The 23,061-nt window shown below is 57.4% G+C and carries 24 protein-coding genes and 1 pseudogene; 9 read left to right on the plus strand and 16 right to left on the minus strand.

Annotated elements, in window-relative coordinates; all coding sequences use genetic code 11:
- Window positions 1-55: 55 nt before the first annotated feature.
- Window positions 56-517, minus strand: coding sequence for a triacylglycerol lipase (locus FHT86_RS31075; RefSeq protein WP_133710879.1), 462 nt, complete (start codon window positions 515-517; stop codon window positions 56-58).
- Between the two features lie 172 nt (window positions 518-689).
- Here FHT86_RS31075 and FHT86_RS31080 point away from each other — a divergent pair, with 172 nt between their 5' ends.
- Window positions 690-1,583 (plus strand): helix-turn-helix domain-containing protein, encoded by an 894-nt coding sequence (locus FHT86_RS31080; RefSeq protein WP_166656977.1) that lies wholly within the window; start codon window positions 690-692, stop codon window positions 1,581-1,583.
- Window positions 1,584-1,625: 42 nt separating this feature from the next.
- Here FHT86_RS31080 and FHT86_RS31085 read toward each other — a convergent pair whose 3' ends face one another.
- The 3 genes from FHT86_RS31085 to FHT86_RS31095 all read right to left on the minus strand — a co-directional run bounded on the left by FHT86_RS31085 (window position 1,626) and on the right by FHT86_RS31095 (window position 5,984).
- Window positions 1,626-2,573, minus strand: a complete 948-nt coding sequence (locus FHT86_RS31085) for an ornithine cyclodeaminase family protein (protein WP_133710877.1) — start codon at window positions 2,571-2,573, stop codon at window positions 1,626-1,628.
- A gap of 69 nt (window positions 2,574-2,642) precedes the next feature.
- Window positions 2,643-3,056, minus strand: a complete 414-nt coding sequence (locus FHT86_RS31090) for a hypothetical protein (RefSeq protein WP_133710876.1) — start codon at window positions 3,054-3,056, stop codon at window positions 2,643-2,645.
- 66 nt (window positions 3,057-3,122) lie between these two features.
- Window positions 3,123-5,984, minus strand: coding sequence for an ATP-binding protein (locus FHT86_RS31095; RefSeq protein ID WP_133710875.1), 2,862 nt, complete (start codon window positions 5,982-5,984; stop codon window positions 3,123-3,125).
- Window positions 5,985-6,604: 620 nt separating this feature from the next.
- Here FHT86_RS31095 and FHT86_RS31100 point away from each other — a divergent pair.
- On the plus strand, window positions 6,605-7,186 hold the full coding sequence (locus tag FHT86_RS31100) for a TetR/AcrR family transcriptional regulator (RefSeq protein WP_208116697.1): 582 nt from the start codon (window positions 6,605-6,607) through the stop codon (window positions 7,184-7,186).
- 497 nt (window positions 7,187-7,683) lie between these two features.
- Here the strand turns inward: FHT86_RS31100 and FHT86_RS31105 are convergent, their stop codons facing one another.
- Complete coding sequence (locus tag FHT86_RS31105) at window positions 7,684-8,463, minus strand: alpha/beta fold hydrolase (RefSeq protein WP_133710874.1); 780 nt, start codon at window positions 8,461-8,463, stop codon at window positions 7,684-7,686.
- Window positions 8,464-8,598: 135 nt separating this feature from the next.
- Here FHT86_RS31105 and FHT86_RS31110 point away from each other — a divergent pair, with 135 nt between their 5' ends.
- On the plus strand, window positions 8,599-9,531 hold the full coding sequence (locus tag FHT86_RS31110) for an AraC family transcriptional regulator (RefSeq protein ID WP_133711011.1): 933 nt from the start codon (window positions 8,599-8,601) through the stop codon (window positions 9,529-9,531).
- 585 nt (window positions 9,532-10,116) lie between these two features.
- Here the strand turns inward: FHT86_RS31110 and FHT86_RS31115 are convergent.
- The 5 genes from FHT86_RS31115 to FHT86_RS31135 form a co-directional block, all read right to left on the minus strand.
- The gene (locus tag FHT86_RS31115; protein WP_133710873.1) at window positions 10,117-11,238 is read right to left on the minus strand and encodes an FAD-dependent monooxygenase; all 1,122 of its coding nucleotides are present in this window, start codon (window positions 11,236-11,238) and stop codon (window positions 10,117-10,119) included.
- Window positions 11,239-11,359: 121 nt separating this feature from the next.
- Window positions 11,360-12,061, minus strand: a complete 702-nt coding sequence (locus FHT86_RS31120; RefSeq protein ID WP_133710872.1) for an alpha/beta hydrolase — start codon at window positions 12,059-12,061, stop codon at window positions 11,360-11,362.
- Window positions 12,062-12,138: 77 nt separating this feature from the next.
- Window positions 12,139-13,002 carry a dioxygenase gene (locus tag FHT86_RS31125; protein ID WP_133710871.1) on the minus strand — a complete coding sequence of 288 codons (864 nt, stop codon included), beginning with the start codon at window positions 13,000-13,002 and terminating at the stop codon, window positions 12,139-12,141.
- A gap of 124 nt (window positions 13,003-13,126) precedes the next feature.
- Window positions 13,127-13,414 (minus strand): alpha/beta fold hydrolase, encoded by a 288-nt coding sequence (locus FHT86_RS31130; protein ID WP_208116695.1) that lies wholly within the window; start codon window positions 13,412-13,414, stop codon window positions 13,127-13,129.
- A 292-nt stretch (window positions 13,415-13,706) separates the two neighbouring features.
- Window positions 13,707-14,318, minus strand: a complete 612-nt coding sequence (locus FHT86_RS31135) for a TetR/AcrR family transcriptional regulator (protein ID WP_133710870.1) — start codon at window positions 14,316-14,318, stop codon at window positions 13,707-13,709.
- 87 nt (window positions 14,319-14,405) lie between these two features.
- Between FHT86_RS31135 and FHT86_RS31140 the strand changes: the two genes are divergently transcribed.
- Window positions 14,406-15,233: an alpha/beta fold hydrolase gene (locus FHT86_RS31140; protein WP_133710869.1), complete on the plus strand. Its 828-nt coding sequence runs from the start codon at window positions 14,406-14,408 to the stop codon at window positions 15,231-15,233.
- 57 nt (window positions 15,234-15,290) lie between these two features.
- Here the strand turns inward: FHT86_RS31140 and FHT86_RS31145 are convergent, their stop codons facing one another.
- A complete protein-coding gene (locus tag FHT86_RS31145; RefSeq protein ID WP_183868982.1) occupies window positions 15,291-15,629 on the minus strand; it encodes a hypothetical protein in 339 nt (112 codons plus the stop codon).
- A gap of 104 nt (window positions 15,630-15,733) precedes the next feature.
- Between FHT86_RS31145 and FHT86_RS31150 the strand changes: the two genes are divergently transcribed.
- Both FHT86_RS31150 and FHT86_RS31155 read left to right on the plus strand, forming a co-directional pair.
- Window positions 15,734-15,991, plus strand: a complete 258-nt coding sequence (locus FHT86_RS31150) for a hypothetical protein (RefSeq protein WP_133710868.1) — start codon at window positions 15,734-15,736, stop codon at window positions 15,989-15,991.
- A 75-nt stretch (window positions 15,992-16,066) separates the two neighbouring features.
- Window positions 16,067-16,833 (plus strand): IS5 family transposase gene (locus FHT86_RS31155; protein ID WP_133710867.1). Its coding sequence is split into 2 segments (ribosomal slippage): window positions 16,067-16,379 and window positions 16,379-16,833, totalling 768 coding nucleotides; the frame shifts between segments, so codons are not numbered across the junction.
- Between the two features lie 237 nt (window positions 16,834-17,070).
- Here FHT86_RS31155 and FHT86_RS31160 read toward each other — a convergent pair.
- Window positions 17,071-17,505 (minus strand): aminotransferase class III-fold pyridoxal phosphate-dependent enzyme, encoded by a 435-nt coding sequence (locus FHT86_RS31160; protein ID WP_133710866.1) that lies wholly within the window; start codon window positions 17,503-17,505, stop codon window positions 17,071-17,073.
- Between the two features lie 113 nt (window positions 17,506-17,618).
- Here FHT86_RS31160 and FHT86_RS31165 point away from each other — a divergent pair, with 113 nt between their 5' ends.
- Window positions 17,619-18,296: a GntR family transcriptional regulator gene (locus FHT86_RS31165; RefSeq protein ID WP_133710865.1), complete on the plus strand. Its 678-nt coding sequence runs from the start codon at window positions 17,619-17,621 to the stop codon at window positions 18,294-18,296.
- Between the two features lie 18 nt (window positions 18,297-18,314).
- Here the strand turns inward: FHT86_RS31165 and FHT86_RS31170 are convergent, their stop codons facing one another.
- From FHT86_RS31170 to mntR, 4 genes and pseudogenes are all read right to left on the minus strand, one after another.
- The gene (locus tag FHT86_RS31170) at window positions 18,315-19,067 is read right to left on the minus strand and encodes an SDR family NAD(P)-dependent oxidoreductase (protein ID WP_133710864.1); all 753 of its coding nucleotides are present in this window, start codon (window positions 19,065-19,067) and stop codon (window positions 18,315-18,317) included.
- A gap of 17 nt (window positions 19,068-19,084) precedes the next feature.
- A pseudogene (locus FHT86_RS31175) lies at window positions 19,085-19,468 on the minus strand (ABC transporter permease); the annotation flags it as partial.
- The gene (locus FHT86_RS31180; RefSeq protein WP_133710863.1) at window positions 19,441-19,887 is read right to left on the minus strand and encodes a hypothetical protein; all 447 of its coding nucleotides are present in this window, start codon (window positions 19,885-19,887) and stop codon (window positions 19,441-19,443) included. The pseudogene FHT86_RS31175 and the gene FHT86_RS31180, both read right to left, overlap by 28 nt.
- A gap of 157 nt (window positions 19,888-20,044) precedes the next feature.
- Window positions 20,045-20,506, minus strand: a complete 462-nt coding sequence (gene mntR, locus FHT86_RS31185) for a manganese-binding transcriptional regulator MntR (RefSeq protein WP_133710862.1) — start codon at window positions 20,504-20,506, stop codon at window positions 20,045-20,047.
- A 159-nt stretch (window positions 20,507-20,665) separates the two neighbouring features.
- Between mntR and FHT86_RS31190 the strand changes: the two genes are divergently transcribed.
- Entirely contained in the window at window positions 20,666-21,796 is a 1,131-nt protein-coding gene (locus FHT86_RS31190; RefSeq protein WP_133710861.1) for a multicopper oxidase domain-containing protein, read from the plus strand.
- Complete coding sequence (locus FHT86_RS31195) at window positions 21,793-22,986, plus strand: ZIP family metal transporter (protein ID WP_133710860.1); 1,194 nt, start codon at window positions 21,793-21,795, stop codon at window positions 22,984-22,986. The genes FHT86_RS31190 and FHT86_RS31195 overlap by 4 nt, the downstream gene beginning before the upstream one ends.
- The last annotated feature ends 75 nt before the right edge of the window (window positions 22,987-23,061 follow it).

Here is a 23,061-nt window from a genome sequence, read left to right on the forward strand (position 1 = left end):
GAGGTTCTCTATTGCGCCGACTGTTCAATGGCCTTTGCCAGACCGTCAGGATCCGTCAGTGGTCGAGGCTCACCTTGTCGGGCGACAGCGGATTTCCCGGGCGACCAGGCAGGTTGACGGTCGCGACCTTGTATCCATCGGCTTCCAGCTTCGAGGTCACATGGCCCCAGACTTGATCGTTTTCGAAAGCGCCGTAAACCAGGACGATCGGCGGCTTTTCTGCGGCCGCAGCGTTAACTGATAGGCCGAATGCGGCAGCTGCCAGGGCAGCAATAAACACTTTCATCTCTTGATCCTTATAAGGTTTGGGCGTCATCGATGATGCGGGCGAGGGAGTTGGAGGGCTTTCAGTTGACGGCGCAGCCTTTGCCCGTTCGATCCTGTCCACTTGTCGGTCCCAATCGATGCTGTCGTCGCTCACTGGCGACCAGCTGAAGATGGAGAAAAGAAGCAATTCAAGATTTCGAAAATCGACCCGTTTTTTCGAAATCGGACGATTTGGGCGTTCTTGTTGCAAACGAGAACTCGAAATAACGGCGCCTAACACTGCGATTTTCAGATAATTCGAAATAATAAACCTTCACGCCGGATCATGCCCGTCGTTGCACGCTGCTTGATAAGCTCGCTGCGAACTGCCGCAGGTGCTGGCAAAGGTGCCTGCGATCACACGCGGCCAACGGATGACTGACATGATCACTTTGCTTTCCGCGGAACCCTCGTCACAAGGTTTCAAGCCATCGCCAATCGCCCGCGGTCCGGGACTCGACGTTGACGAATTGCGGGATGGAACTGAACCTCGGAGTTTTGTGCGGCGGTGTTTGTCAACGTGCAGCGACGGGCAGCACCATGCCGTGTCGGCGCGTCATGACGAAATGATACTCCTGGTGGCGCTTGAAGCAGCCACCTTGCGCCTGAGCATCGACGACCACGGCGTATTTTACGACGGCGTCATGACGGCCGGCATGACTTGCATATGCATGCCAAATCGGAACGTCATGGCTGACGTGTCAGGTCCGGCGGATTTTCTTCAGCTTCACATAAGGAGATCTGACGTCAGGCGTAAGCTGTTTGCAGCCGCGTCAGAGGCTGGCGGAGAAATGCTTCCCCGCGACAGTCTCGTATACCAGCTCGCACGCGCGATATTGACGCTGCCGGAGGCAATCGATGAGAGCTCTGAGGAAACGCTCGCTGAGGCGATCGCCCTGCGAAGCACGCAGATCGTAAGACCGAACAAACGAGTTGCGCCGCTCGCCAAGTGGCGTTTGCGGCAGGTGTTCGACTTCGTTGCCTCGAACCTTGGCAGAACAATCCTCATCGACGACATGGCGGGGGCGGCGGGGCTGTCGAGAAGTCAGTTCACAGCCCAATTTCGCCTGTCTACAGGGTGCACGCCACGCGAATATATACTGCTTCAACGTGTCGAAGCTGCAAAGCGAATGCTTCTTGATCCTTCGATAAGCCTGATCGAAGTCGCACTCGCGGTCGGGTTCCAAAATCAGGCTCATTTCTCGACGGTTTTCAAACACTTCGTGAATGAAACGCCGGGCCGGTGGCGCAAGGAAAGCGCCTTGCATGTCCTTTGACGAGCGACCTTGACCGCATTTTTTTGCTGCCATTCGCAGGTCTCAGACGGCATCCGCATATGTGCGATGAAGAAAGGCGGCACATGCGAGATCCTGGACTATGGATCCGAGCGATTTGTAGATTGTCACATCCGCCTTGCCCACCCTGCCCTCGGCCGCGCCGGCAAACACTGTCCCTATTTCCGCAAGAACGTCGGTTTCGGAGACGAGCCCTGCCGCCTTCGCCCTCAGGAATTCGGCGCCTTGCGCAAGGACGCCTTCTCGATGGTCGGGGAAGAACCGTGCCCGCTTCACCAGCGTTTCGTCGATCTCGGCCGGCCCTGCGTAGCTGGATCCGACAACATTGATATGCGCCCCATCCTGGACGTCTGTCGAGAAGAGGATCGGATCCCGGGCCGATGTTGTCGTGCAGATTATGTCCGCAGTGTCTACCGCAGCCCTTGGACTTGGTGCAACCTCCACGGATATGGCCAGTTCCTCTTGAAGACGCTCACACAGATGTCGCGCCTTTTCCGTCGATCGGCCCCATATCGCAATGTGTTCGATTTGGCGCACATAGGGGATCGCGAGAGCATGCTGCCATGCCTGTTCCCCTGTGCCGAGTATCGCAAGACGTTTGGCGTCTGCGCGAGCCAATTTGTCGGTTGCCGCAGCAGAAGCGCAGGCGGTTCTTATGGCGGTGACCGCACCCGCGTCGACCAAACAGACAGGCGCCCCGGAGCTTCGATCGAAAAGCAGGATTGCACCTTGATGCGATCGGCCGTGTGCTGCGGCGGACGGGAAGACGCTGACGAGCTTGGCACCGAATCCTGCGCCATCCACTACACCAGGCATAACGCCGAATAGGTTGCCGTTGCCGAGATCGATGACGCTTCGAAGAGGCTGTCTGGACGTTCCAGTCGACAGTCCGATCATAGCCTCTCGCATGAGCGCGATGCACTTTTCGCGTCCCAGCCTGTTTGCCACGTCTTCGGCGCCGATCACGATCATGTCTGACTCCTTCGTTTTCTCAACCGCAGCAGATATTCAAGATGGCGGTCGGCAGTTGCATTGCGCCGATTAGATTCCGGCGTGGTTACGCAAAATTATGAGCTGAACGATCTTTTCCGCTTGAGACGAGAAATAGAACGCGAGCACCAGAGGATCGGGAAGGCCGCGCTTGTCGAAAATTCCATCCACATGCGCCGTGACGATCGAGTGCCCATAGTGATGGATAACACCCACGATCTTCAGTCTCAAACCTTCCGCGACGACGTCTCGCAAAGCCCAGGTCGATATTTCCTGAAGTCCCCAATAGTCGTGCAGTTGATCATTGACCAAAGCGTCATCAACGAATGTTTCAAGCAGTAGCTGAAGATCTCCCGAATTCGTCGCACGGACGAATTTCGCGATAACCGGTGGCAGGTCGGCTACAAATCGATCTTCACTGTCAATCGCTGGAGGATCGCCAGGAGAAAATGTGTTTTCGGCCAAAATTCTATCCTCTATATCGGTAAGAAATTTTGCCGCAGTTTTCTCAATGTGGCACGTTATGTGACGTTAATTGGCGTTATTCCGAGCCTCGCCGATCGAAACGCTCTGGCTTTTGAGGTGTGAAATCAAGTTTTCGGCAATCATCAGGTCAGGCGTGTCGAACCCTTCGGTGAAGCGTTTTACGATCGCGTCCAACAAATTGATCGCTTCCAGGGTGTTCTGACGCTCCGACCAGAGACGAGCAAGTTCATTGGTGGCTTGCAACTCCAGGCTTAAAGCGGACTGGCGTCTCGCATGCTCGATGGAGAGCATATAATCCTTCTCGGCCACCCATCGGTCCACGTGGCAGTTTATCTTGCCACGTACGCGCAGAAGTTCAGCTATCCCGAGTTCCTCGCCAAGGGCTTCGCATCGCTGAATGGCTTCATCGACGACATCTCTGGCGCTTCGAAGGTCGCCGGAGATCATCAGTCCCTCGGCCAATGCTTTTTGGAACAGCGTTGTCAGCGTGTAATAGTGTTGCGTTCCGAGGGTTCCTAAAGCAGTTCTGAGCGTGGGTATGCCGCATTCCACGTCTCCGCGGGCAACGGCCAACGCGCCTGTCAGCGCCAAGCCGACCGCCTGATAGGGCGCAAGAAAATGCCTCGCCGCATAGGTTTGCAGTTTCTGGATGAGGCTCTCTGCTTCGGCAAAATCCGAGCGCCACAGAAACACGGTGGCAGAATAAATCATCGAAATGCACATGTTTACAGGATGGACCCCATCCGCAGCGCCGTCTATTGCAAGCCGTGCCGTAACCGCGGCGCGATCAGGAAATCCCGCCAGCCATTGACTACGGGCAAGGGCGACAAGCGCACGAAGGCGATGATCGTAACCAAAATAGACGATTCTTTCTGGTCCACGCGCTGAAATTTCGTTGAAACCCGCTTCGCAATGGGCAAGGGCCGCAGCCTGGTCGCCCGACAGGTGCAGGGCAACGCCAAGCATCCACTCGGCGACAGCGATCGCTTTTGGTGACCCGATCACCTGAGCGATGGGCAGGCCTTTGCGAGCGACCTCCACCGCTGTCGAAAACTCGCCCGACCTTGTCAGAGCGATACTCAGACCTGAGAGCAGATGGAACTGGTAGGACGTCTCGCCAAGAGCGACAGCCTGTTCGAAAGACACTTCGAGAAGTTGCCTGATCTCGTCACTGTTGCCCCGGGTAAACATCAGGCAAGCCGCGCGGGTGGACTGGAGTGCCAGATGTGCCCGTTCGTTGCCGGTTTCCGTGGCAAAGGCGCTCAAGCCGAGCTCACATATTCGGCTGCATTCCTGGAAAAGGGAAAGCGCAAAAAAGATTGGTGCCGATGACGCGGCCAATGCAAGGCCGATCGTCTTGTCTCCGGTTTCACCAAAGCACCATTCCAGCGCTGCGCGGATGTTGCCGACTTGCGGTCCGAAGGCTGTAAAATCAGCCTCGATGTCTCGCGGTAGCCAAGATGCAAAGAATTCGGCGTGTCTTTGGGAAACCGCGCTTGCGTCGGCGGCCTGTCCGAGCTTTTCGGCTGCGTAAGCAAGGGTAACGTCGAGCAATCTGTAGTGTGGGATGCCGTCGCTGATGACAATCAAAATGAGAGACTTATCGACAAGACTGGTTATAGCCTCGGCAACTTCCATCGAGCTTACATCGTCATCGACGAGCACCTTCTCGGCGGCCTCCAGAGTGAACGCACCGACGAAAACCGATAGTCGAACGAGAACCAGTCTTTCTTTCCCAGACAGGAGATTGTAGCTCCAGTCCACCATAGCGGCGAGGGTTTGCTGCCGCGGCGGGGCGCTTCGGCGTCCTTGCCAAAGTAGTCTGAAGCGGTTGCTAAGAAGGTCATAGGCCGACTGCAGCCCGTAAGCCGCAACCCGGCTGGCCGCCAGTTCAATGGCGAACGCGATGCCGTCCAGCCTGCGACAGATGCCAGCGACCAGCGGTGCGTCATCATCGGTCAATTCAACCCTGTATCCGGCAGCATACGCCCGGTCCATGAAGAGCTGGACCGAGGAGCATTTAAGAGCCTCGAGCGCTGTAAGATTTTCGACAACGAGCGGGCATTCGAGCGGAGCGAGAATATGGACATGCTCCCCCTCAACACGCAACGCTTCCCGGCTCGTGGTCAGGATATATACGTCACCAGCTTCGCCATAAAGACGCTCCGAAAGGCCGGCGACGGCCTCGATGACGTGCTCGCAATTGTCGAGTATCAGCATGATCCTGCGATCACGGCAGAACGCGAGAATGTTCGGGATTGGATCCTGAGTGGGGGCGACAACGCCCAGGGCCGCAGCAACCGTGCTCGACACCAGAGAGCGGTCGCTAATGGCGCTCAAGTCGACAAAATAGACCGCATCGTCAAAAACGTCACGCATGGCATGGGCGGTGGAAACGGCAACCGTGGTTTTCCCCATACCGCCGGTCCCAACGATGCTGACGAAACGTCGCGACAACAATAGAAGGGAGACCTTCTCCAGTTCGGCGTCGCGACCCACCATTCGCGTCAGCCGCGACGGCAGCAGCCTCGCGGTGTTTTGAATCCGCGCGGATTGACCAGGCGAGCCGAACGCAGGGAGCATATTTTCTTCGCGCGTTACCTCCGCCACGAAGCAATAACCCCGGCCAGTGACGTTTTGAATATATCGCGCGCCGTCTTTTCCTTCTCCCAGGATCTTCCTCAGCGCTGCGATAGTGACCCTGAGACTCCCTTCAGCGACGACATTCGACCAAGCGCGCTCCAGGAGTTCGCGTTGACCGACGAGTTCACCGGCCACTTCGGTAAGAGCAAGAAGCACATCGAAAGCGCGGCTTCCGACCTCGATCTTTTCCTTGTCCTTGAACAGCAGCCGTTGCGCCGGAAACAGCCTGTAGGGACCAAAGCAGTAAGCGCTCTCTATAGCCATGGGATTAGGCCTGATAACCCGGTGAAAGGTTTTTCGAACAAAGATCTTTGATTGAGGCAACCAAACCGCACGCCCTCCAAGGCCTACAAACCCGAGCTGGAGATATCCGGATGACCGTCCGGGTGGCTCAAGGGCCAAAGAAATCTACGCTTGGATTCCTGGAACGGAAGCTCATTGGTGGAAGCGAACCGCCGCCTGATCTCTCCCGCAGCATTGCAACCGTCTTCTGCAAGGCGGACACTCCGGTGAGTGGTTTTGAGGGTGAATGACGGAAGAAGGACTGGCAGGGGTAACTCCTATCGGCTGGTGCTGCTCGGGGGTATTCGGCCTAGGACTTCGTTGTCTTGGTTTCCGCTCGGTCACTAACCAATTTTTTTGGCGGATCGTTTCGCGGGTTTGTCGAGTGCCGCTTTCGCGAGACCGTCATCCAAACCATGCCCGCATGTCTCCATCGTAACAGCTTTGTCGTTGCGTTCGACGTGGTTGCCTTGCATCGGCGATAGGTATACAGACAGATCTGTATCTGTAAAATGATTTTTTCGGTTTTTGTCCTTTCAGTTCCACTGATTGATTTTGCCTCGGATATTACGTGAACAAGCCAGTCCAATCCTTGAGAGAGCATGATGGTTGAGCCGCGAAGCGAACACCTTGTGAATGTCGCCTTGCGACTTTTTTACACCCACGGGTTCCACGCAACCGGAATTGACAAAATCCTCGATGAGGCCGGCGTTGCGAAGATGACGCTCTACAAACATTTCCGCTCAAAGGACCAGCTCATTCTGGCGGCACTCAAGAAGCGCGACGAAGTGTTTCGGAACTGGCTCACCGCTGCCATGGAACAAGCGGGAGAGAACCCGAAAGCGAAAATGCTCGCGATGTTCGACGCGTTGGATGACTGGTTTCATGGACGAGCGTTTGCTGCGCTCGGGTTTCACGGATGCGCCTTTATCAAAGCCGCAGGTGAGTTCGACAGCAGCGATCACCCCGCACATATCGCTTCGGCGGAGCATAAGCAGTTGATCGTCGACTACCTCGCCGGTCTGGCAACGGCTGCGGGAGCGCATGAACCACAAAAGCTTGCCGAGCAACTTGCTCTCCTGAAAGAAGGCGCGATCGTCACGGCTCAGGTTCGTGGCATCGATGACGCCGCGCGGCAGGCTAAGCAGATCGCCAAGCAAATCATTGACGCGGCGGTGCCATGATCGATTGAAGCTGCGAGACGAGCTGAAATTTAACACCCACGCGAGGCTGGCAACCGACCAGGTTTGCTTTCGAAGTTCCGGCCACCTCCGGCATATCCGCCCGTAACCGAAGCTGATCTCGATAAGCGGCTCACGGTTTTTGTCGTGGGTTGCGCCGGATGCCTTGCTCGTTTCGCTAGGATAAAGCCCCATGACCTGCAATCAAAAATCCCCGCTACCCAGCCTACCGGACCGGTTCTTATATCTTATAAGTCAATTGGTCTATTCGAATGGTGAGGAAAAAAGGAACTTCACCACAAATTTACCGCTCGAAATATAATATATAATCCCCCAACACGGCCGATGTGTTGGACGCCCAGGCATTCGCCGCCCGTACCCATAGGATTATTCCTTAAGGACGGACGTTGGTGGTAAGGCGTGCGGCGTATATTGCTGCAAAGAAGTTTGGGGGCGAATGTCATCCGCCCCCGCGCGTAGAGCCGCGTTGTGCCTCTGCCTTATTCGGTCGCGCTCCCAATAGCCTGCGCAAGGCCTTCCGCGTCGGTCAGGAACGGGAGGTGTCCCGTAGCGAGCGTTACTGACTTCCGCACCGGCGTGCGGTCGACCATCTTGGCCTGGAAGGCGGGGCTGATGACCTGATCCATAGTGGTGTGGACATAAACCCTGTCAACACGGCCAAACCGGGCGTCCGTAACGTTTACGGGGGTGACCAGGGGCGTCACCGGCTCATCAAGAATAAGGGAGGGAAGCTTCGCCTTCAGAGGTTCCGGACCATCGTTGGCAAAGAGCTCGGCGCGCGCCGTATATTCGACAACTGCGATCCCCTTCTCCTTGTCGATCTGCAAATGCGGGCCGATCTTGGCGTCGTGATCCTGCTGGGCCAACGACAGGAGCGAGTCGCCGTCATGCGGCAGGTAAGCGGCGACGAACACAAGTGTTTTGATCTTATCCGGCGACTTCTCGGCGGCCGCAGCGATGACAATGCCAGCAAAGCTGTGGCCGACAACGATCGCCGGACGCTTTATGTTGTCGAGCGCTGTGACCACCATATCGCGATATAGGTCGAGGCTGACCTTGTCGGGCGTCATCGGGTTTGCCGGACGACCGGGCAGGTCGATCGTCACAACCTCGTGGCCAGCGCCCTGCAGCTTGGCTGCAACATGACCCCAAACAAAACCGCTCGCGAATGCGCCGTGAACAAGGATTACGGGCGGCTTTTCTGCAGCCACGCCGGATTTGTTCGTGGAAGAGAAGGAAGTTTGATTTTCAGCGGTCATTTCATTGTTCCTTTGCGACTTTTTGGTAATTTGTCGTGGGCCGATGGGCAAAAACTAATCTGGCGGAGGGTTTGGGGATATGCCGCGGCCTCCGGAATTCATGATGGATCATCCGAAATGACACAGGACTTTGGAATGTCGGCAGCACGCAACGACGTGCTGTCGGAGGTGCTGACGCTGATCCGTCTGCGAGGAGAGCTGGTCTATACTGCGTTTCTCGGAGAGCCTTGGGGGCTTCAGTTTCAACCCGGACCCGCTCACTTCCATTTCATCGAGAAAGGAGAGGCCTGGGTGACGCCAGCCGGCGAGAGGCCGACGCGGGTCATTGAGGGCGATCTTGTCTTGTTGCCGTTGGGAAAAGGCCACGTCATTGCCGACGCCTTGGGTTCCCCGGTGGAAAACATCGGCATCGTTGCCGCCAGTCATTTCGATCGCGAAGAACTCGTGTTGCGGCACGGCGGAGATGGACCTGTTACGAGATTGGTCGGAGGCTTTTTCAGCTTCGAGGGGAGCCCGCTTCCGGCGGTGATGTCGGCGCTTCCGCCCTTGATCCATATTCCTCGAGGCGACGCTGGTGCGCCCCCATGGCTGGCTGCGATATCTCACTTCCTGGTCGCAGAAGCCCAGCAACCGAATCCAGGCTCGTCGCTGATGATCTCCCGCCTCATCGACCTGCTGGTCATCCGAACGCTGCGCAGCTGGGCAGCGAGCGAGGCGAACCGCATGGGCTGGCTTGGAGGACTGGGCGAAGAGCGCATCGGCCGGGTCCTGAGCGCCATGCACGCTGATCCCTTCCGGCGCTGGACTGTGCAATCGCTTGCCGAGGTCGCAAGAATGTCCCGGTCGATTTTCGCAGAGCGGTTCACGTCTGCGGTTGGGGAGCCACCGCTACGCTATCTTTCGCGGTGGCGCCTTACCATAGCCGCGGATTTGCTCCGCAGCGGCGGATTGAAAGTGACGGAAGCAGCGTATCGAAGCGGCTACGCTTCGGATGCAGCCTTCAGCCGCGCCTTCAAGGCGCATTTCGGCTACGCGCCAAGCGAGGCGAGAGCACAGCAATTGCCGTGAAATTTGTCAAAGGCGGTGCAGCGATGGCACGCGCCAACGTATGGAGAGCGGGCGCCCAGGATCAGTCAGCCGCTTGGCGAGTGCGGCTTGAGGCTCTCGCTCGTGTAGCAGAAGTGGCTCGGGCAGCTGGTATCGGCACCCGGCTCATTTCATCTGAGCCGATGCCGGCTCACAAGCGCCCGGCAGATCCACGCCCTCAGGCGGGCTAACAGTCGCGGTCGCCTTCCCTGCCAACCGGCAAGCAAGTCCAGTGGTTCCAGCCCGTCATACGCGTCACCTGGCAGCCCCTTGGATATCTGGGTGTGTCGTCGTCTCGTCATCAAAATCATCTTGGTCGGTTCTGCCACGCGGACGATTGTCGAGGATGGTTGACCCGGTGCGATTTCACGCACCGGAAAGACGGTTCGGCCTGCGCTGCCTCCATCCCATAATTGCTCACTCATCTCGATTGTCCTTTGCAACATTGAATGCATCAAATGCACCCGCAAGGCTTTGAGACGATTTGATGTTCGATCAGAATGACTACAGTTGTCATTAAACGGGCAACGACAGACACCAAGCGGCTGCGAGACGAAATCGCGTGCGTCAGGCTAAATCAGTCGGCCCTATAAGTGGACGGGTAAGGGGCGTATAGGCCTTCTTATAAAGCCTGGTTCCCATGGTGCGAATGACGATGTTGCGCACCAGGGACGATGCATTGCGCAAGCTGTCACGGCTCCTCGCATTTTTCTGAACCCAATCTATTCTTGGAACACGCAGCTCTCGAAATCTGTTTGCGATCTGTCGGGAGTATGGCTGCGATGCTATTGTATCTGCGAGTACGACCGCATCCTCGAGAGCCATTCCGGCTCCTTGTGCCATACTGGGTGAACTTGCATGGGCGGCGTCGCCTATGATGACGAGATTGGGCAGCGTTGACCAGGTCGCCGGAACTTCCTTCAGTGCGAGACTTTGGACGGACGTAGTGTCAGGCAAGTCTTTGAGGGTCGCACTCACTGGTCCTTTAAAATCTGCAAACATCGCTTTCATTGCCGGAACTGTGCCGTCAGTAAATATAGCCCTGGAGCAGTCGCCATATATATACAACCTCGAGTTCTCTATTGGGATGGCCAGAAGAGTTCGACGACGACCAAGGACCGCGGTCCAGGCGTTGATGTTCTTCGAGTTTTCAGTCACCAGCCGCCAGCACATGATGTCGAGTGGTGTCGGAGGGCTTTTTGTGACGAAGCCACGCAGTGCCGATTCTGTACCATCAGCAGCGACAACCAGATCATATACAAGGGTTCTCCCGTCCGAAAACCGGGCAACCGCATGGGAGTCGGTGAATTCCAGGGCGTCCAGACGCCGATCAAAGCCGACAGTATTGCTTTCGAGCGATTCAAAAAGTGCTTTGACGAGTTCTTTCCGACTTAGCGCCAGGCACGGTCCCACTTCTCCCCAGACCTCTTGTGTCGACACCTCGTTCAAAAGTCGACCGCTCTGGGAGAAGATCTTTTGTTCGTGGATTCGCCTCGCAAACGGCGTGATCCGATCAAGCAAACCAAGCTCCCTGAGGGCACGAGTCGCATTCCCAAGAAGGAATATGCCAGCACCGCCCTGCGGAAGTTCAGGACGTGTTTCGATGATATCGAAAGCTATTCCCCTCAGTTGCAGTGCTCTAGCCATGGCTAGACCTGCTATACCCGCTCCTACAACAAGCACGCGCATCTATCAGTTTCCTATTGGTTATCTTCCAGTTGGCCGGCAGGAGTTGATTTCCCACCGCCTTGGAATTGCTAAGGCGCGCCCTCTAAATTCAAATCTTAAAAGGGGACGGTCGGGAGTGCCATTAGGAGGCAAGGACCAGCAGGCGTGCGACCGAGACGGGGTCGTCAAGCATGGCATCATGTCCTGTTGGAAGCGTTCTTGCGATCCACGAACCGCTCTCGCGAACAGATATCATGAAACCCTCGAAAGGATTCGGGCTCCATCCGGTCGCCAAAATGTAGTGCTTTTTCGGAATCGATTGATATTTGTCGCTCAGCGTCACGGGTTCAAAGAACGTTGCAATCGGATGGGGCGTGCAGAGTGCGCTTACCATTGCCCTGTCCGATTGATTGAGATTGAAAACTTCGAGCGGAATGGGAGATACCGCGAGGCCCCCATGTTCGCCAGCACTCTTTACGAGTTCGCCTATCCCCGGTCCAGCAAGGCTTGCGATGCTATCGCCATTTTTAGGTAGCCAAGCATCGAGATAGACGAGGGAAGCAATTTTATCGGGTATCGTGTCCGCAACAGCGGTGATTATCATGCCTGCGTAAGAATGCCCGCAGAGCACAACGTCGTTCAGCTGCTCGAACTTTATCAAATTTAAAACGTCTTGAATGTGCGTGGAAAGATTAATTGACGAGCTGATTAGGTGGCTACGATCGCCGAGACCTGTCAAGGTTGGAGCATAGACGCGATGACCTTCTGCACGGAGCAAGGAAACACATCTATCCCAGACCCAACCACCGCGCCATCCGCCATGTACAAGCACAAAATTAGCCATTCGAATATCCTTGATAGGGAGAAAGCCCGACGAGAATTTTGGGACCTGACTTTCCACCGAAAGAGATTTCAGCGCGTTCAGACAAGCGGGGCTAAAACGAAGTCAAACGTTGAGCGCCATGTACCTTGTCCGTCGGCCGGCTCGATAGCCGCGACCAGCGACTTCTTAACGCCGAAGACTGTGTCAGACTCCAGATAAGGGTCGCCGCTAAAAAATGTGTGGGTTATCAGCTTCTGAAAGCCGGGTGCTTTGATCATGAAATGCATATGTGCAGGGCGGTAGGGATTGCGCCCGAGGGCCGTCAGCATTTGGCCGACCGGCCCATCCTGTGGAATTGGGTAGGGAATGGGCCTAATGCCACAAAAACTATATTTGCCGTCCGCGCCCGTAACGAATACGCCCCGGTTGTTCCACTTTGGCTGGATGCCCGGCTGTTGGACGTCATAGTATCCATCAGCATTGTCGGACCATACATCAAGATAAGCACCGGCAACCGGGCTGCCGTCCATGTCTAGAACTCGGCCTTCGAAAAGACATCGCTCCCCCTTGCCATCCAGGCAGATGTTCGCGCCCATATCGAGTATAGGGGCGCCTTCCACATGGAATGGTCCAAAAACAGTGGTCTCGGTGGCCCCAATTGGTCGGCGATTGTTAATCGAATCCACCAACATCGACAGTCCGAGGGTGTCGGAGAGAAGAATGAATTCCTGCCGCTCGGGTGAACTCATTTGTCCGACCTCAGTGAGGAATTTAATCGCAACTTCCCACTCCTCTTGCGTCAGCCCCACGTCCCAAGCAAAGGTGTGCAGGTGTTCGACGACGCTACGCATCAAAGCAGCCAGTCGCGGATTGATCGCCTTGCCCATCCGAGCGTTCACGACATCCGCGGACCTGTCCGCTGTAAAATAGCCGTTCGAGTCACTGCTGATCGATGTATTCATGGCAATCGTTCCATTCGTGCCGCAAAGTGGAGAAGACCGTTCGCATGCTGTACCAACGGCTTTCTGCTGGAAGAGCGCTACAGCCGGATTTCAAGCATCCAGGCGCTTGGCTACATCTGTAATTTCATTCACCCTGATTAGGATGCTTGCTGACGCCCAAGGCCTTGACGACGGTGTCGCGGTAGAGGTCGAGGCTTACCTTGTCGGGGGACATCGGATTGCCGGGCCGGCCCGGCAGATCGACGGTCACGACCTTGTAGCCGTCCTTTTGCAGCTTCGCGGTGACGTGACCCGAGACCTGGGCATTCTCGAAGGCGCAATGGACGAGGACGATTGGCGGATTTTCTGCAGCCATGGCATTTGCGCCAAATGAGGCGGCGGAGGCGGCGAGAGCGGCGATAAACAGCTTCATTTTCGGAGTTCCTCTGAATTGCTCGGCGCTGCCATCGGCGCCACGAGGAAGAAATTAGTTCATCAGAGCCATGTCGCGCTATGTCATGGCCGCCGGATTGCATGATCGATCGTCCGGATTTCCTTTGAGGGCGGCCAAATACTCACTCGATAATAGGAGACGGGCGGCCTGCCGCCGGACGTAACGGCAGTCCTCTGGATGATCGGGGCCGCAAAGGCGAAGCTGAACGCATGCCCGGGACAGCTCCTCCGCCAAAACGATCATCGCAGTTGACCGCTGCTTATCGGAAGCTTTAGCCGATGAGCGAGATCGCGGCCTCAAGGGCATACGCCATGGCACGGTTGGCCTCGTCGCCATCGGGCATGGCGCGTGCGATCTCAATTGCCCCAACCATCAAGGCAACGATGCTCCACGCGCGGCTCTCACGGTTCGCCGCCGGGCCACCGAGCACCGTCGAAACCTTCCGGATCAGTTCCGTCATCTTAAGCTGGTAAGTCTGCTGAACTGCTGGGCTGGCGCGTGCGACGTCGGCGCTCAAAGTTGGCATAACGCAGCCGACGGCAGGGTTCTCGCGGTGATAAGCGCTGATGTACTCATGGAGCCATTGTTTGAGAACCTCGCGTCGTTCAGCCACGCTTCCGGTAGAATCAACGAAGGGCTTTCCTAGAAAAGCCTCAATGACGCCCTCCAGGAGCGACTCCTTGTTCGGGAAATTCGAATAGAATGCACCCGACGTCACGCCAGCGGCGGCGGCGAGACCATCGACTCCGATCCCGTTGAATCCATTCACTCTGAGGGCCTGCGCTCCAGCGCGCAGGATTGCTTCCTTGGCCTTTGCCTTTTGGTCTGGGGGATATCGCACTTTCAATCTCCGAATATTTTGCCTGTCGTGGCCTTGCATCATAAAATCACGCTCGTTATATAACGATCGTTATTTCATTCCACCAGTGCCTGATCGCTGATCACGCAGTTCACCAAAAGGAGCAAAGTCATGAGTTTTGAAAATGCACCAACAAAAACGATCGATGTGAATGGCACGTCCTTCGTCTATCGAGAAATCGGCGAAGAGAGCCACGTGCCGGTTATCTTCCTTCATCACCTGACGGCCGTACTCGACGATTGGGATCCCAGAGTCGTCGATGGCGTCGCCGCCGCGCATAAGGTCATCGTATTCGACAATCGTGGGGTAGGCGGGTCGGGCGGCGCGACGCCCAGCTCAGTCGAGGAGATGGCCCGCGATGCGGTAGCCTTCATCCGTGCCCTCGGACTGAGCAAGGTAGATCTGCTCGGCTTCTCGCTCGGCGGGTTTGTGGCTCAGGCCATCGTGCAGCTGCAGCCGGACCTCGTTCGCAAGGTAATCATCGCCGGTTCGGGTCCGGCGGGCGGTGAAGGCATCTCAAATATGGGCGCCGTTTTACAGGACGCTCTTGCCAAGGCCGGCGCAGCCGGGAAACATCCCAAGCATTTTCTGTTCTTTTCTCAGACCGACAACGGTCAAGCCGCAGCCAATGCCTTTCTTGCCCGTCTGAACGAACGAAAGGGTGATCGCGATGCAGCCATCAGTAACGCAACCATTGGCGCGCAACTGACCGCTATTCATGCCTGGGGGCAGGCAGACCCGTCAAAGCTCAGCGAAATTCATCACCCCGTTCTCGTTGTCAACGGCGACGACGACGTGATGGCGCCGACCATCAATTCGTTCGAGCTGGCGCGCCGGCTCCCCAATGCGCAGCTCAGCATTTTCCCGGATGCCGGCCACGGCAGTATTTTCCAGTACTCGGCCGTATTCGTCAAACAGGCACTCGACTTCCTTCGCTGAGAACTTTGACCGGGGCGGTAGGCTATCCACCGCCTCGGTCAAGAATTGCCCATTCCGTTAAGACCGTTGCACCGCGAGTTTGCTCGGAGCGTGCGAAACCCGCGAAGCACCATAATGCGGCGATCTATGTCGACCGCGTAGACGACCATGCTCCGGCAAACAGCCACCCGTACCTAAAAAGGCGCTTGCAAATCTCGCTATTAGACGGCTGTCTTTAACAGACGAGCGCGCTTCAGCCCTTGCTTGCTCATGAAGCGGCGCGATGATCGCGTTCAGCCGGGGGTTCACCTTTTCGGCGCGGGCGATTGCGGCCTCAAGGAGTTCCTCGGCCGTCGCCTCTTTCGCCCTGACGAGCTCAGCCTGAGCAATGAGATCAAATCCGGAAAAATCGTCCATGTCGACCGTCACTTCCCTAGGCCGTGAACTCATAGATTGGGAATGACCGAGGTTGGTGGTTAGTATCGTTGTGCCGCGCGTAATTTCACCACAGGCTTGAGCGCATGATAGAGCAGCTTTTCCACTTTCAGTCGCGTTGGAAAGAAGAATTGGTCGTTTCGGGAAGTGGCGGTTCCTTTGTACTGGAACTGCCAATGGGTGTGCTATCCGCTTACCTTCCTACCGAAGCAGAGTGGAGACGTCGTGCGCCGGAATGGACGCGATCGCTTTGGCCGGAGCTGAAGCGAGAATTGGAAAAGTGGTGCCACGAGAACAATGCCCAATTCTATGTCGATCCTTCGGCAGGCGTTTACTCGCTTTGAGAGGGTATGTTTGCTATTGGGGCGTTTGCGGCTTGTCGGCTTCCATATCACTTCGGGATATGATTCAGCATCGGCATGAGCCGATATGATCTGACCGACCTCGAGTGGCGCGTGATCGAGCCGCTTCTGCCCAACAAGTCGCGAGGTGTGCCGCGCGTCGATGACCGGCGCGTACTGAACGGCATCTTCTGGGTACTGCGGTCGGGGGCGCCATGGCGTGACCTGCCAGAGCGCTATGGCCCTCGCACCACCTGCTACAATCGCTTCGTACGATGGCGGAAGGCGGGCGTCTGGGATCGGATGATGGACGCCATCACCGCCACTCACGTCGGAGGCATCCAGATGATCGACAGCACCTCCGTTCGCGCTCACCAACAGGCTGCGACGGCAAAAAGGGGGACACAGATCATTGTCTCGGTCGCTCCCGAGGCGGGCTCACGACCAAGATCCACGTCGTCGTCGATGCGCGAGGGCTCCCTATACGGCTCGGCCTGACCGCAGGCCAGGCGCACGACGGGCAGATCGCCGACGCGCTGCTCGATCATGTCGGCCCGCGCACCATTGTGCTAGCGGATAAGGCTTACGATATCGATCGCATCCGCGAGCTGATCCAGCAGCGGGGAGCTACGCCCAACATCTCGCCGAAGAGCAATCGGCGTTCGAAGCCCTCCTTCAGCAGTCGGCTTTACCGACAGCGCAACCTCATCGAACCGTTCTTCTCTAACCCGAAGCATTTCCGCCGCGTCGCTACTCGCTACGACAAGCTCGCCGCAAATTTCCTCGCCATGGTCCAGCTCGCTTCAATGCGGTTGTGGCTGCGTGCTTATGAGTCTACGGCCTAGCTCGGAGCGGGCGTCTTCAAGGGCGGCGGCTATGCCGCCGGCGAGCTGATCGATCTCATCCGGCGTCATGACGAAGGGCGGGCAAATGGAGATAACGTCTCCCATGTTGCGGATCATGATGCCATGGGCGCGGCAGCGTCGCTCGACGAGTGCGCCAACCTTGAGCGCCGGATCGAACGGCGTTCGTGACCCCGTGTCGGCGACAAGTAATGTGAGGAAGCCCGCTAAGGGCCGCGCTCATGACTGTGCTGCCGTGAAAGGCCCCTTGCGGCTGATGATCTTCCGTTTCGCTGGCTTGCCTCGGGCGACGTTGTAATACCAGGCAAGCTTGACCATCGTGTCATTCGCCTCGGAGCCTGAATTGACAAGGAACACCTTGCTGCCGGGGATCGGCGAGAGCTCGGCGATCTGCTCGAAAACGTCAGCGCAAGGATCATTCGAGCGATGGTTGAAGATGTGGTAGGTAGGTGGCAAGCTTCTTCCTCTGGGCAGCAGCAATATCGACCAGCCGCTCGGTCTCGAACCCAGCGACGCGCACCAAAGCCCGCCCATGCCCTCGAGATAACGGTTGCCTTGTGTCAACGACGTAGCAGCCTTGGCCTTCGTGATCATCAACGGCCCGTCGATTTCATGGCCGCGCGGACTTGTCAGGGAATGGAAATGGTACGCCATGTCGCGTGACCTCAGCGAATTCAGCAAAGGGATCCCTCCGCGATACAGGATATAAGTGGTAGGCGGCCGCGCCGGTTTTCGGTATGGCTGCAGGTAGATACTAGGAGAATTTGATGACCGTCATGGAGATGCAGCCGGGCGAGATCGGCAGTCTGTCGGCCCGGATCTACAATAAGGTGCGCGAGGGTCTGATCGTGGGCAACTTCGCTCCCGGGGAACGGCTCCTGATGCAGGACCTCGCCGAACAGCTCGGAACCAGCGTCACCCCGGTCCGTGAGGCCTGCCTTCGGCTTGTGAGCGAACAAGCGCTCGAGCTGCGCTCCGGCAGATTTGTCAACGTTCCGGACCTCAGCCTCTCGAGATATATCCAGATCAAGCTTATCAGGATGGCCCTCGAGGGACTGGCCGCCGAACTGGCGGCCGAAAACGTGACGGAGTCCCAGATCGATCAATTGGCCGATGTGCACGCCACCTTCGTGGCAAGCGAAAAGACTGGCGATTTCGGGTCGGCGCGGGCAGCAAACCGGTCATTCCACTTCGGCGTCTACCGACTGTCAAAAATGCCGATGCTCATCGGGCAGATCGAGAGCATGTGGGTGTCTATGGGCCCTATCCTGAATGTCTACTACCGCGAGATCCCGTATGATTATGTCGGGGCCGAGGAACACGACCATCTGCTTGATGCGCTGCGCTCCCGGAACAAGGCGAAGGCGCGCAAGAGTATCGAGAACGACATCAAGCGCGCCGCGACGAGCCTCGTCAGATATTTCGAGGAGCGGGACCTAGCCTAGCTCCCCGGATGTTACGGGTCAGCCGCCGGAAATATCTGCGACCCGCGGCGTTCGCAAGCCCGCGGTCTCGCCTCCGTCCACGGTGATGACGGTGCCGTTGACATAGCTGGAGTGGTCCGACAACAACCAGGCGACGACATCCGCCACTTCCTCGGGCGTACCGAAGCGATTGGCGGGGATACGCAGTTCGAGCTGCTTTTTCCTGAGGGGATCTGCGATGATCTTTTCCATCATGCGCGTGGCGATCTGTCCCGGGCAGACCGCGTTGAACCGCACTTCCTCGCCAAATTCGAGTGCCAGAGCCTCGGTCATTGCGATGACCGCAGCCTTCGACGCGCAATAGACGGCAAGCCCTTCCTCACCGGTCTTTCCGGCAACGCTTGCGATATTGACGACTGAGCCCCTGCCCTTGCGCAGGCCATCCAGGGCATGACGCGTGAAGAGAAAAGCGCTGCGTGCGTTAACCGCCAGGACCTCATCCCAGTCGGCCTGGCTGGCGGACGCAAAAGAAATGCGTTTCGACATTCCGGCATTGTTGACCAGACCCGACAGCCGTCCATCGCTAAGCTCGAGGGCGTGCTCGACGACTTGCCTGCAGTCACGCTCAAGGCTGACGTCTCCCGGGACGAAGGTGATGTTCGCATTGCTGGCCGCGAGCTCGGCGCCGGCGGTCGCATCCCTGCCGGTCGCCAGCACTTTCTTGCCTGCTGCCGCAAGCGTCTTCACGCACGCTCGCCCAATTCCGTGCGTGGCACCCGTGACGATGATCATGCAGTTTTCTCCAATTATCAGACCGGCGCTCTGTTGGCCGCCGCCCGCTTTTGTACAAGAGCCCCACCGCTCATGAGGACGACCGAGATGATGACGAGCAGCGTCGACATGGCAAGTATCGAAGGATCGATATTATCTCTCAACCCATCGAATATCTGCCGAGGCAATGTTCGCTGAACCGGTCCGCTGATGAACAATGCGACGACGACCTCGTCCAACGAAAAGACAAAGGCGAAAAGTGCGCCCGATACGACACCCGGCGCGATCAGCGGCAGGGTGACAGTTCGAAAGGCACGAACGGGTGACGCGCCGAGACTGGCTGCTGCACGTACCAGGTTGGTATCGAAGTTCTTCAACGTTGCGGTCACCGTGATCACCACGAAGGGAGGCGGGACAACGGCAGAGGAATACGAGCGGCATTTATTGCGACCGATATTCGATTACGTGCAATTCGATCAAAATCGTCGATCGCCTTGGAGAGTTCGACTGCCATGGTGTTCATCTTGTCGATCGCCCGCATCGTTGTCGGCTGAATACCCTGTCGAATATCGATGTCGGTCTTGGGCAATCCCATCTTCGGGTTGGAATCGATTGGGAAAATGCGTTCGAGGATTAGACTTCCAAAAGCTGATGCCTTCTGGCGTAATCCATTGAAAGCCACCTGAACTTGCGCGTCAAGAAACTCGTAGAGCGCACCCCGCCACGTCTCATTCATCTCATGGATTGGATTGAGCTGATCATTACGAAATGCTGTTCCAAAATTATGTGGGTGTAGGAAAACACGTAAACTCTCGGGCAGCTGATTGTGAACACGCGTCAAGAGTTCGAGATCTCTTGGATTGGGCTCGCGTGCCGCTTCCTCATTTAGACTATGTGCCCGCCGACCACTTTATCACCGAACATAGCCTGGATGCCCAATGGCATGGACCGGGAGGAGAGACCTGGGGGTATTCCACGGCAATCATCCAACGGGGTCCTCAAAGATGCCGCTTCGGCGTGAACCTCTTCAGGGCCTCCAAGGTCTCGGGGCTGACGTGATGTTCTATGCCCTCCGCGTCCATCCGCGCCGTTTCGACGCTGACTCCGATAGAGCAGAGAAACGTTTCCACGATCTGGTGCCTCTCGCGACTGACGCGGGCCAACTCCTTGCCGACACCTGTGAGGAAAACACCCCGGTACGGGCGCTGCTGGATATAGCCCTCCGCAATCAGCCGCTTCAGCATCTTGGCGACGGTCGGCTGGGCGACGCCGAGGCGCTGGGCAATATCCACCTGCCGCGCCTCTCCGCCGTCGGCGAGAAGGTCGGCGATGAGTTCGACGTAGTCTTCCACGAGTTCGCTGCGGCGGTTGTGCCGCGCCTGTTTGAAGCTCTCCATCTGGGTATCGGGGGCGATAAGCGAACCCTCGATTTCGATCGACTGACCATGCTTCTCGTTCAATTTAATTCCGCCTGCTTATAATTTTTCTCCTGCGTTACGATAACGTAGCAATAGCTATATTCCAATCTTCATCTGCAAGTTATCGTGAATATAGCTCTTGCTATAATCATGCTATCATGCTCTATTTCTTTTAAATTGCTAATTGGAGTGTCCTCTAACATGCTGAGGTGGGCACAGATGGCCTTGAGTAGACGCAGCCTCCTGGCCGGGGGGGTCGTAACGCTCGGTGCCACGAGCTTCGGCAGCAGCAACACGGCGGCTGAGGAAGCCCATTCCGGCGACCATGGCGCTGCGGCGCGCGCAGTGAAGAGCGGCGACGTTGCTCCCGCCCACGAATCCGCGCATGGCGCGATGATCACCGTGGGCACGGTCGACAATATTCGCAACGGCTTCGATCCGACGAGCATGCTCACCGATTGGTACACGGGCGAATTGAGCGACCTGCCGGACGGGCGCAAACTTCGCAGCTTCGAAATCACGGTCGAAGAAAAGGAAATCGAGATCGCCCCCGGCGTCATGTTTCCCGCCTGGACCTACAACGGCCGTGTCCCCGGCCCCGCCCTTCGAGTGACCGAAGGAGAGCGGCTGAAAATCAAGCTCGTCAACAACGGCTCGCACCCTCATTCCCTGCACTTCCACGGCATTCACGCGGCTCGGATGGATGGCGTGCCCGGCGCCGGTGTTGTCGGCCCCGGCGAAGAGTTCGTCTACGAGTTCGATGCCAGACCCTTTGGCTGCCATCTCTATCATTGCCATTCCCTGCCGCTTACCCGCCACATCCACAAGGGTATGTACGGCCTCTTCGTCATCGATCCCGATCCGACCCGCCACCCCGATCACATCGAGGTTGCCAAGTCGCGGCTTCTCGGCTCACCGGAAAATGCGCGTTGGCAGGAAATGGCGATGGTGATGAACGCCTTCGACACGAATTTCGATGGCGAAAACGAGTTCTATGCCTGCAACACGATCGCGCACTGCTATGCGAAGGAACCAATTAAGGTCGTCAGGGGCCGACCGGTCCGCATCTACCTCGTCAATATCGTTGAATTCGACCCGATCAACTCATTCCACCTGCATGCCAATTTCTTCGACTACTACGATCAGGGAACGACCCTGACGCCGACGCTGAAGACCGTCGATCTCATCGTGCAGTGCCAGGCACAACGGGGAATTCTCGAATTCACCTACGAGGAACATGAGCCTGGGCTCTACATGTTCCACGCCCATCAATCGGAATTTACCGAACTTGGCTGGATGGGCATGTTCGACGTTGTGGAGACGCTGTCATGATCCACGAAAAGATCAACGCTGTCACTCCGGCCTCCTGTTTGTCTCGCTATCTTTGGCTGCTGGTTCCCGTCGCGGTTCTTGCGGTGGCAATCGTCTGGCTGCTCCAGACAAATCCGCTGCAAGGCTTCAATAACGGCGCGCCGCCGGTGGAGAACCTAACGATCGAGCGCACCGTCCTCGATCACGACGGAGTGCGATTGCTTGTCCGCGCCGGCGGATCGGACCCCATGACGATCGCCCAGGTCCAGGTGGATGCGGCGTATTGGAACTTCAGTCAAGAGCCGCAAGGCCCGATCGCCCGTGGCGATACGGCCTGGATCGGCCTCCCGTTCCCGTGGGTTCTGGGGGAAACCCATCGCATGACCTTCGTCACCAATACCGGTGCCACATTCGAGCACGAAATCGCCGTCGCCGTGCCCACGCCTATTGCGACATCTGGCAGTCTGTGGTCGCAGGCCCTTCTCGGGGCGTTCGTCGGCATCCTGCCCGTTGCCATTGGTCTCATGTGCTATCCGGCCCTGCGTGGCGCGGGCCAAGGGACGATGACGTTCCTCCTCGCCTTGACCGTGGGACTGCTTGTGTTCCTGCTGGTCGATACAATTGTGGAAGCGTTTGAATTTGCCAACGCGTCAGCGCCCATCTTCCAGGGAAGCATCATGGTCGTTCTGACGGCTGCAGCCAGCTTCGTTGTCCTCATGGCGGTCGGCCGCCGCGGCGGCTCCCCGACGGGAGTGGCTCTTGCCACCTTCATCGCGCTTGGCATTGGGCTTCACAATTTCGGTGAAGGTCTTGCCATCGGCGCCGCTTTCGCAGCAGGCGCGGCGGGGCTCGGAACCTTCCTGGTGCTCGGTTTCGCTCTCCACAATATCACCGAGGGCATCGGCATCGCCGCCCCCATCCTGAAGATCCGGCCTAAGCTCGTTCATTTCGTGGGTCTGACGCTGCTGGCCGGCGGCCCTGCGGTTCTTGGCATCTGGCTCGGCAGCCTGGCCGTCGCGCCGCACTGGACCGCGATCGCCCTGGCGATTGGCGCCGGCGCTATCGCACAGGTCATCGTCGAAGTCACCGCGCTGCTCGTAAGGAGCGGCAACCGAGCGGAATACACGCAGGCCCTCAGTCCTGCGGCGTTCGGCGGCATCGCGGCGGGGCTGGCGCTCATGTATGCGACCGCTATGCTCGTCAAGATCTGACACCACCCTCGCCTTCTCCAGTGACGCTAGGAATGATTTCCATGCTAGTGGCAATGTCACGATACAGCCGGGGAC

The organism is Rhizobium sp. BK313 (assembly GCF_014193655.1).
GTDB lineage: Bacteria > Pseudomonadota > Alphaproteobacteria > Rhizobiales > Rhizobiaceae > Rhizobium.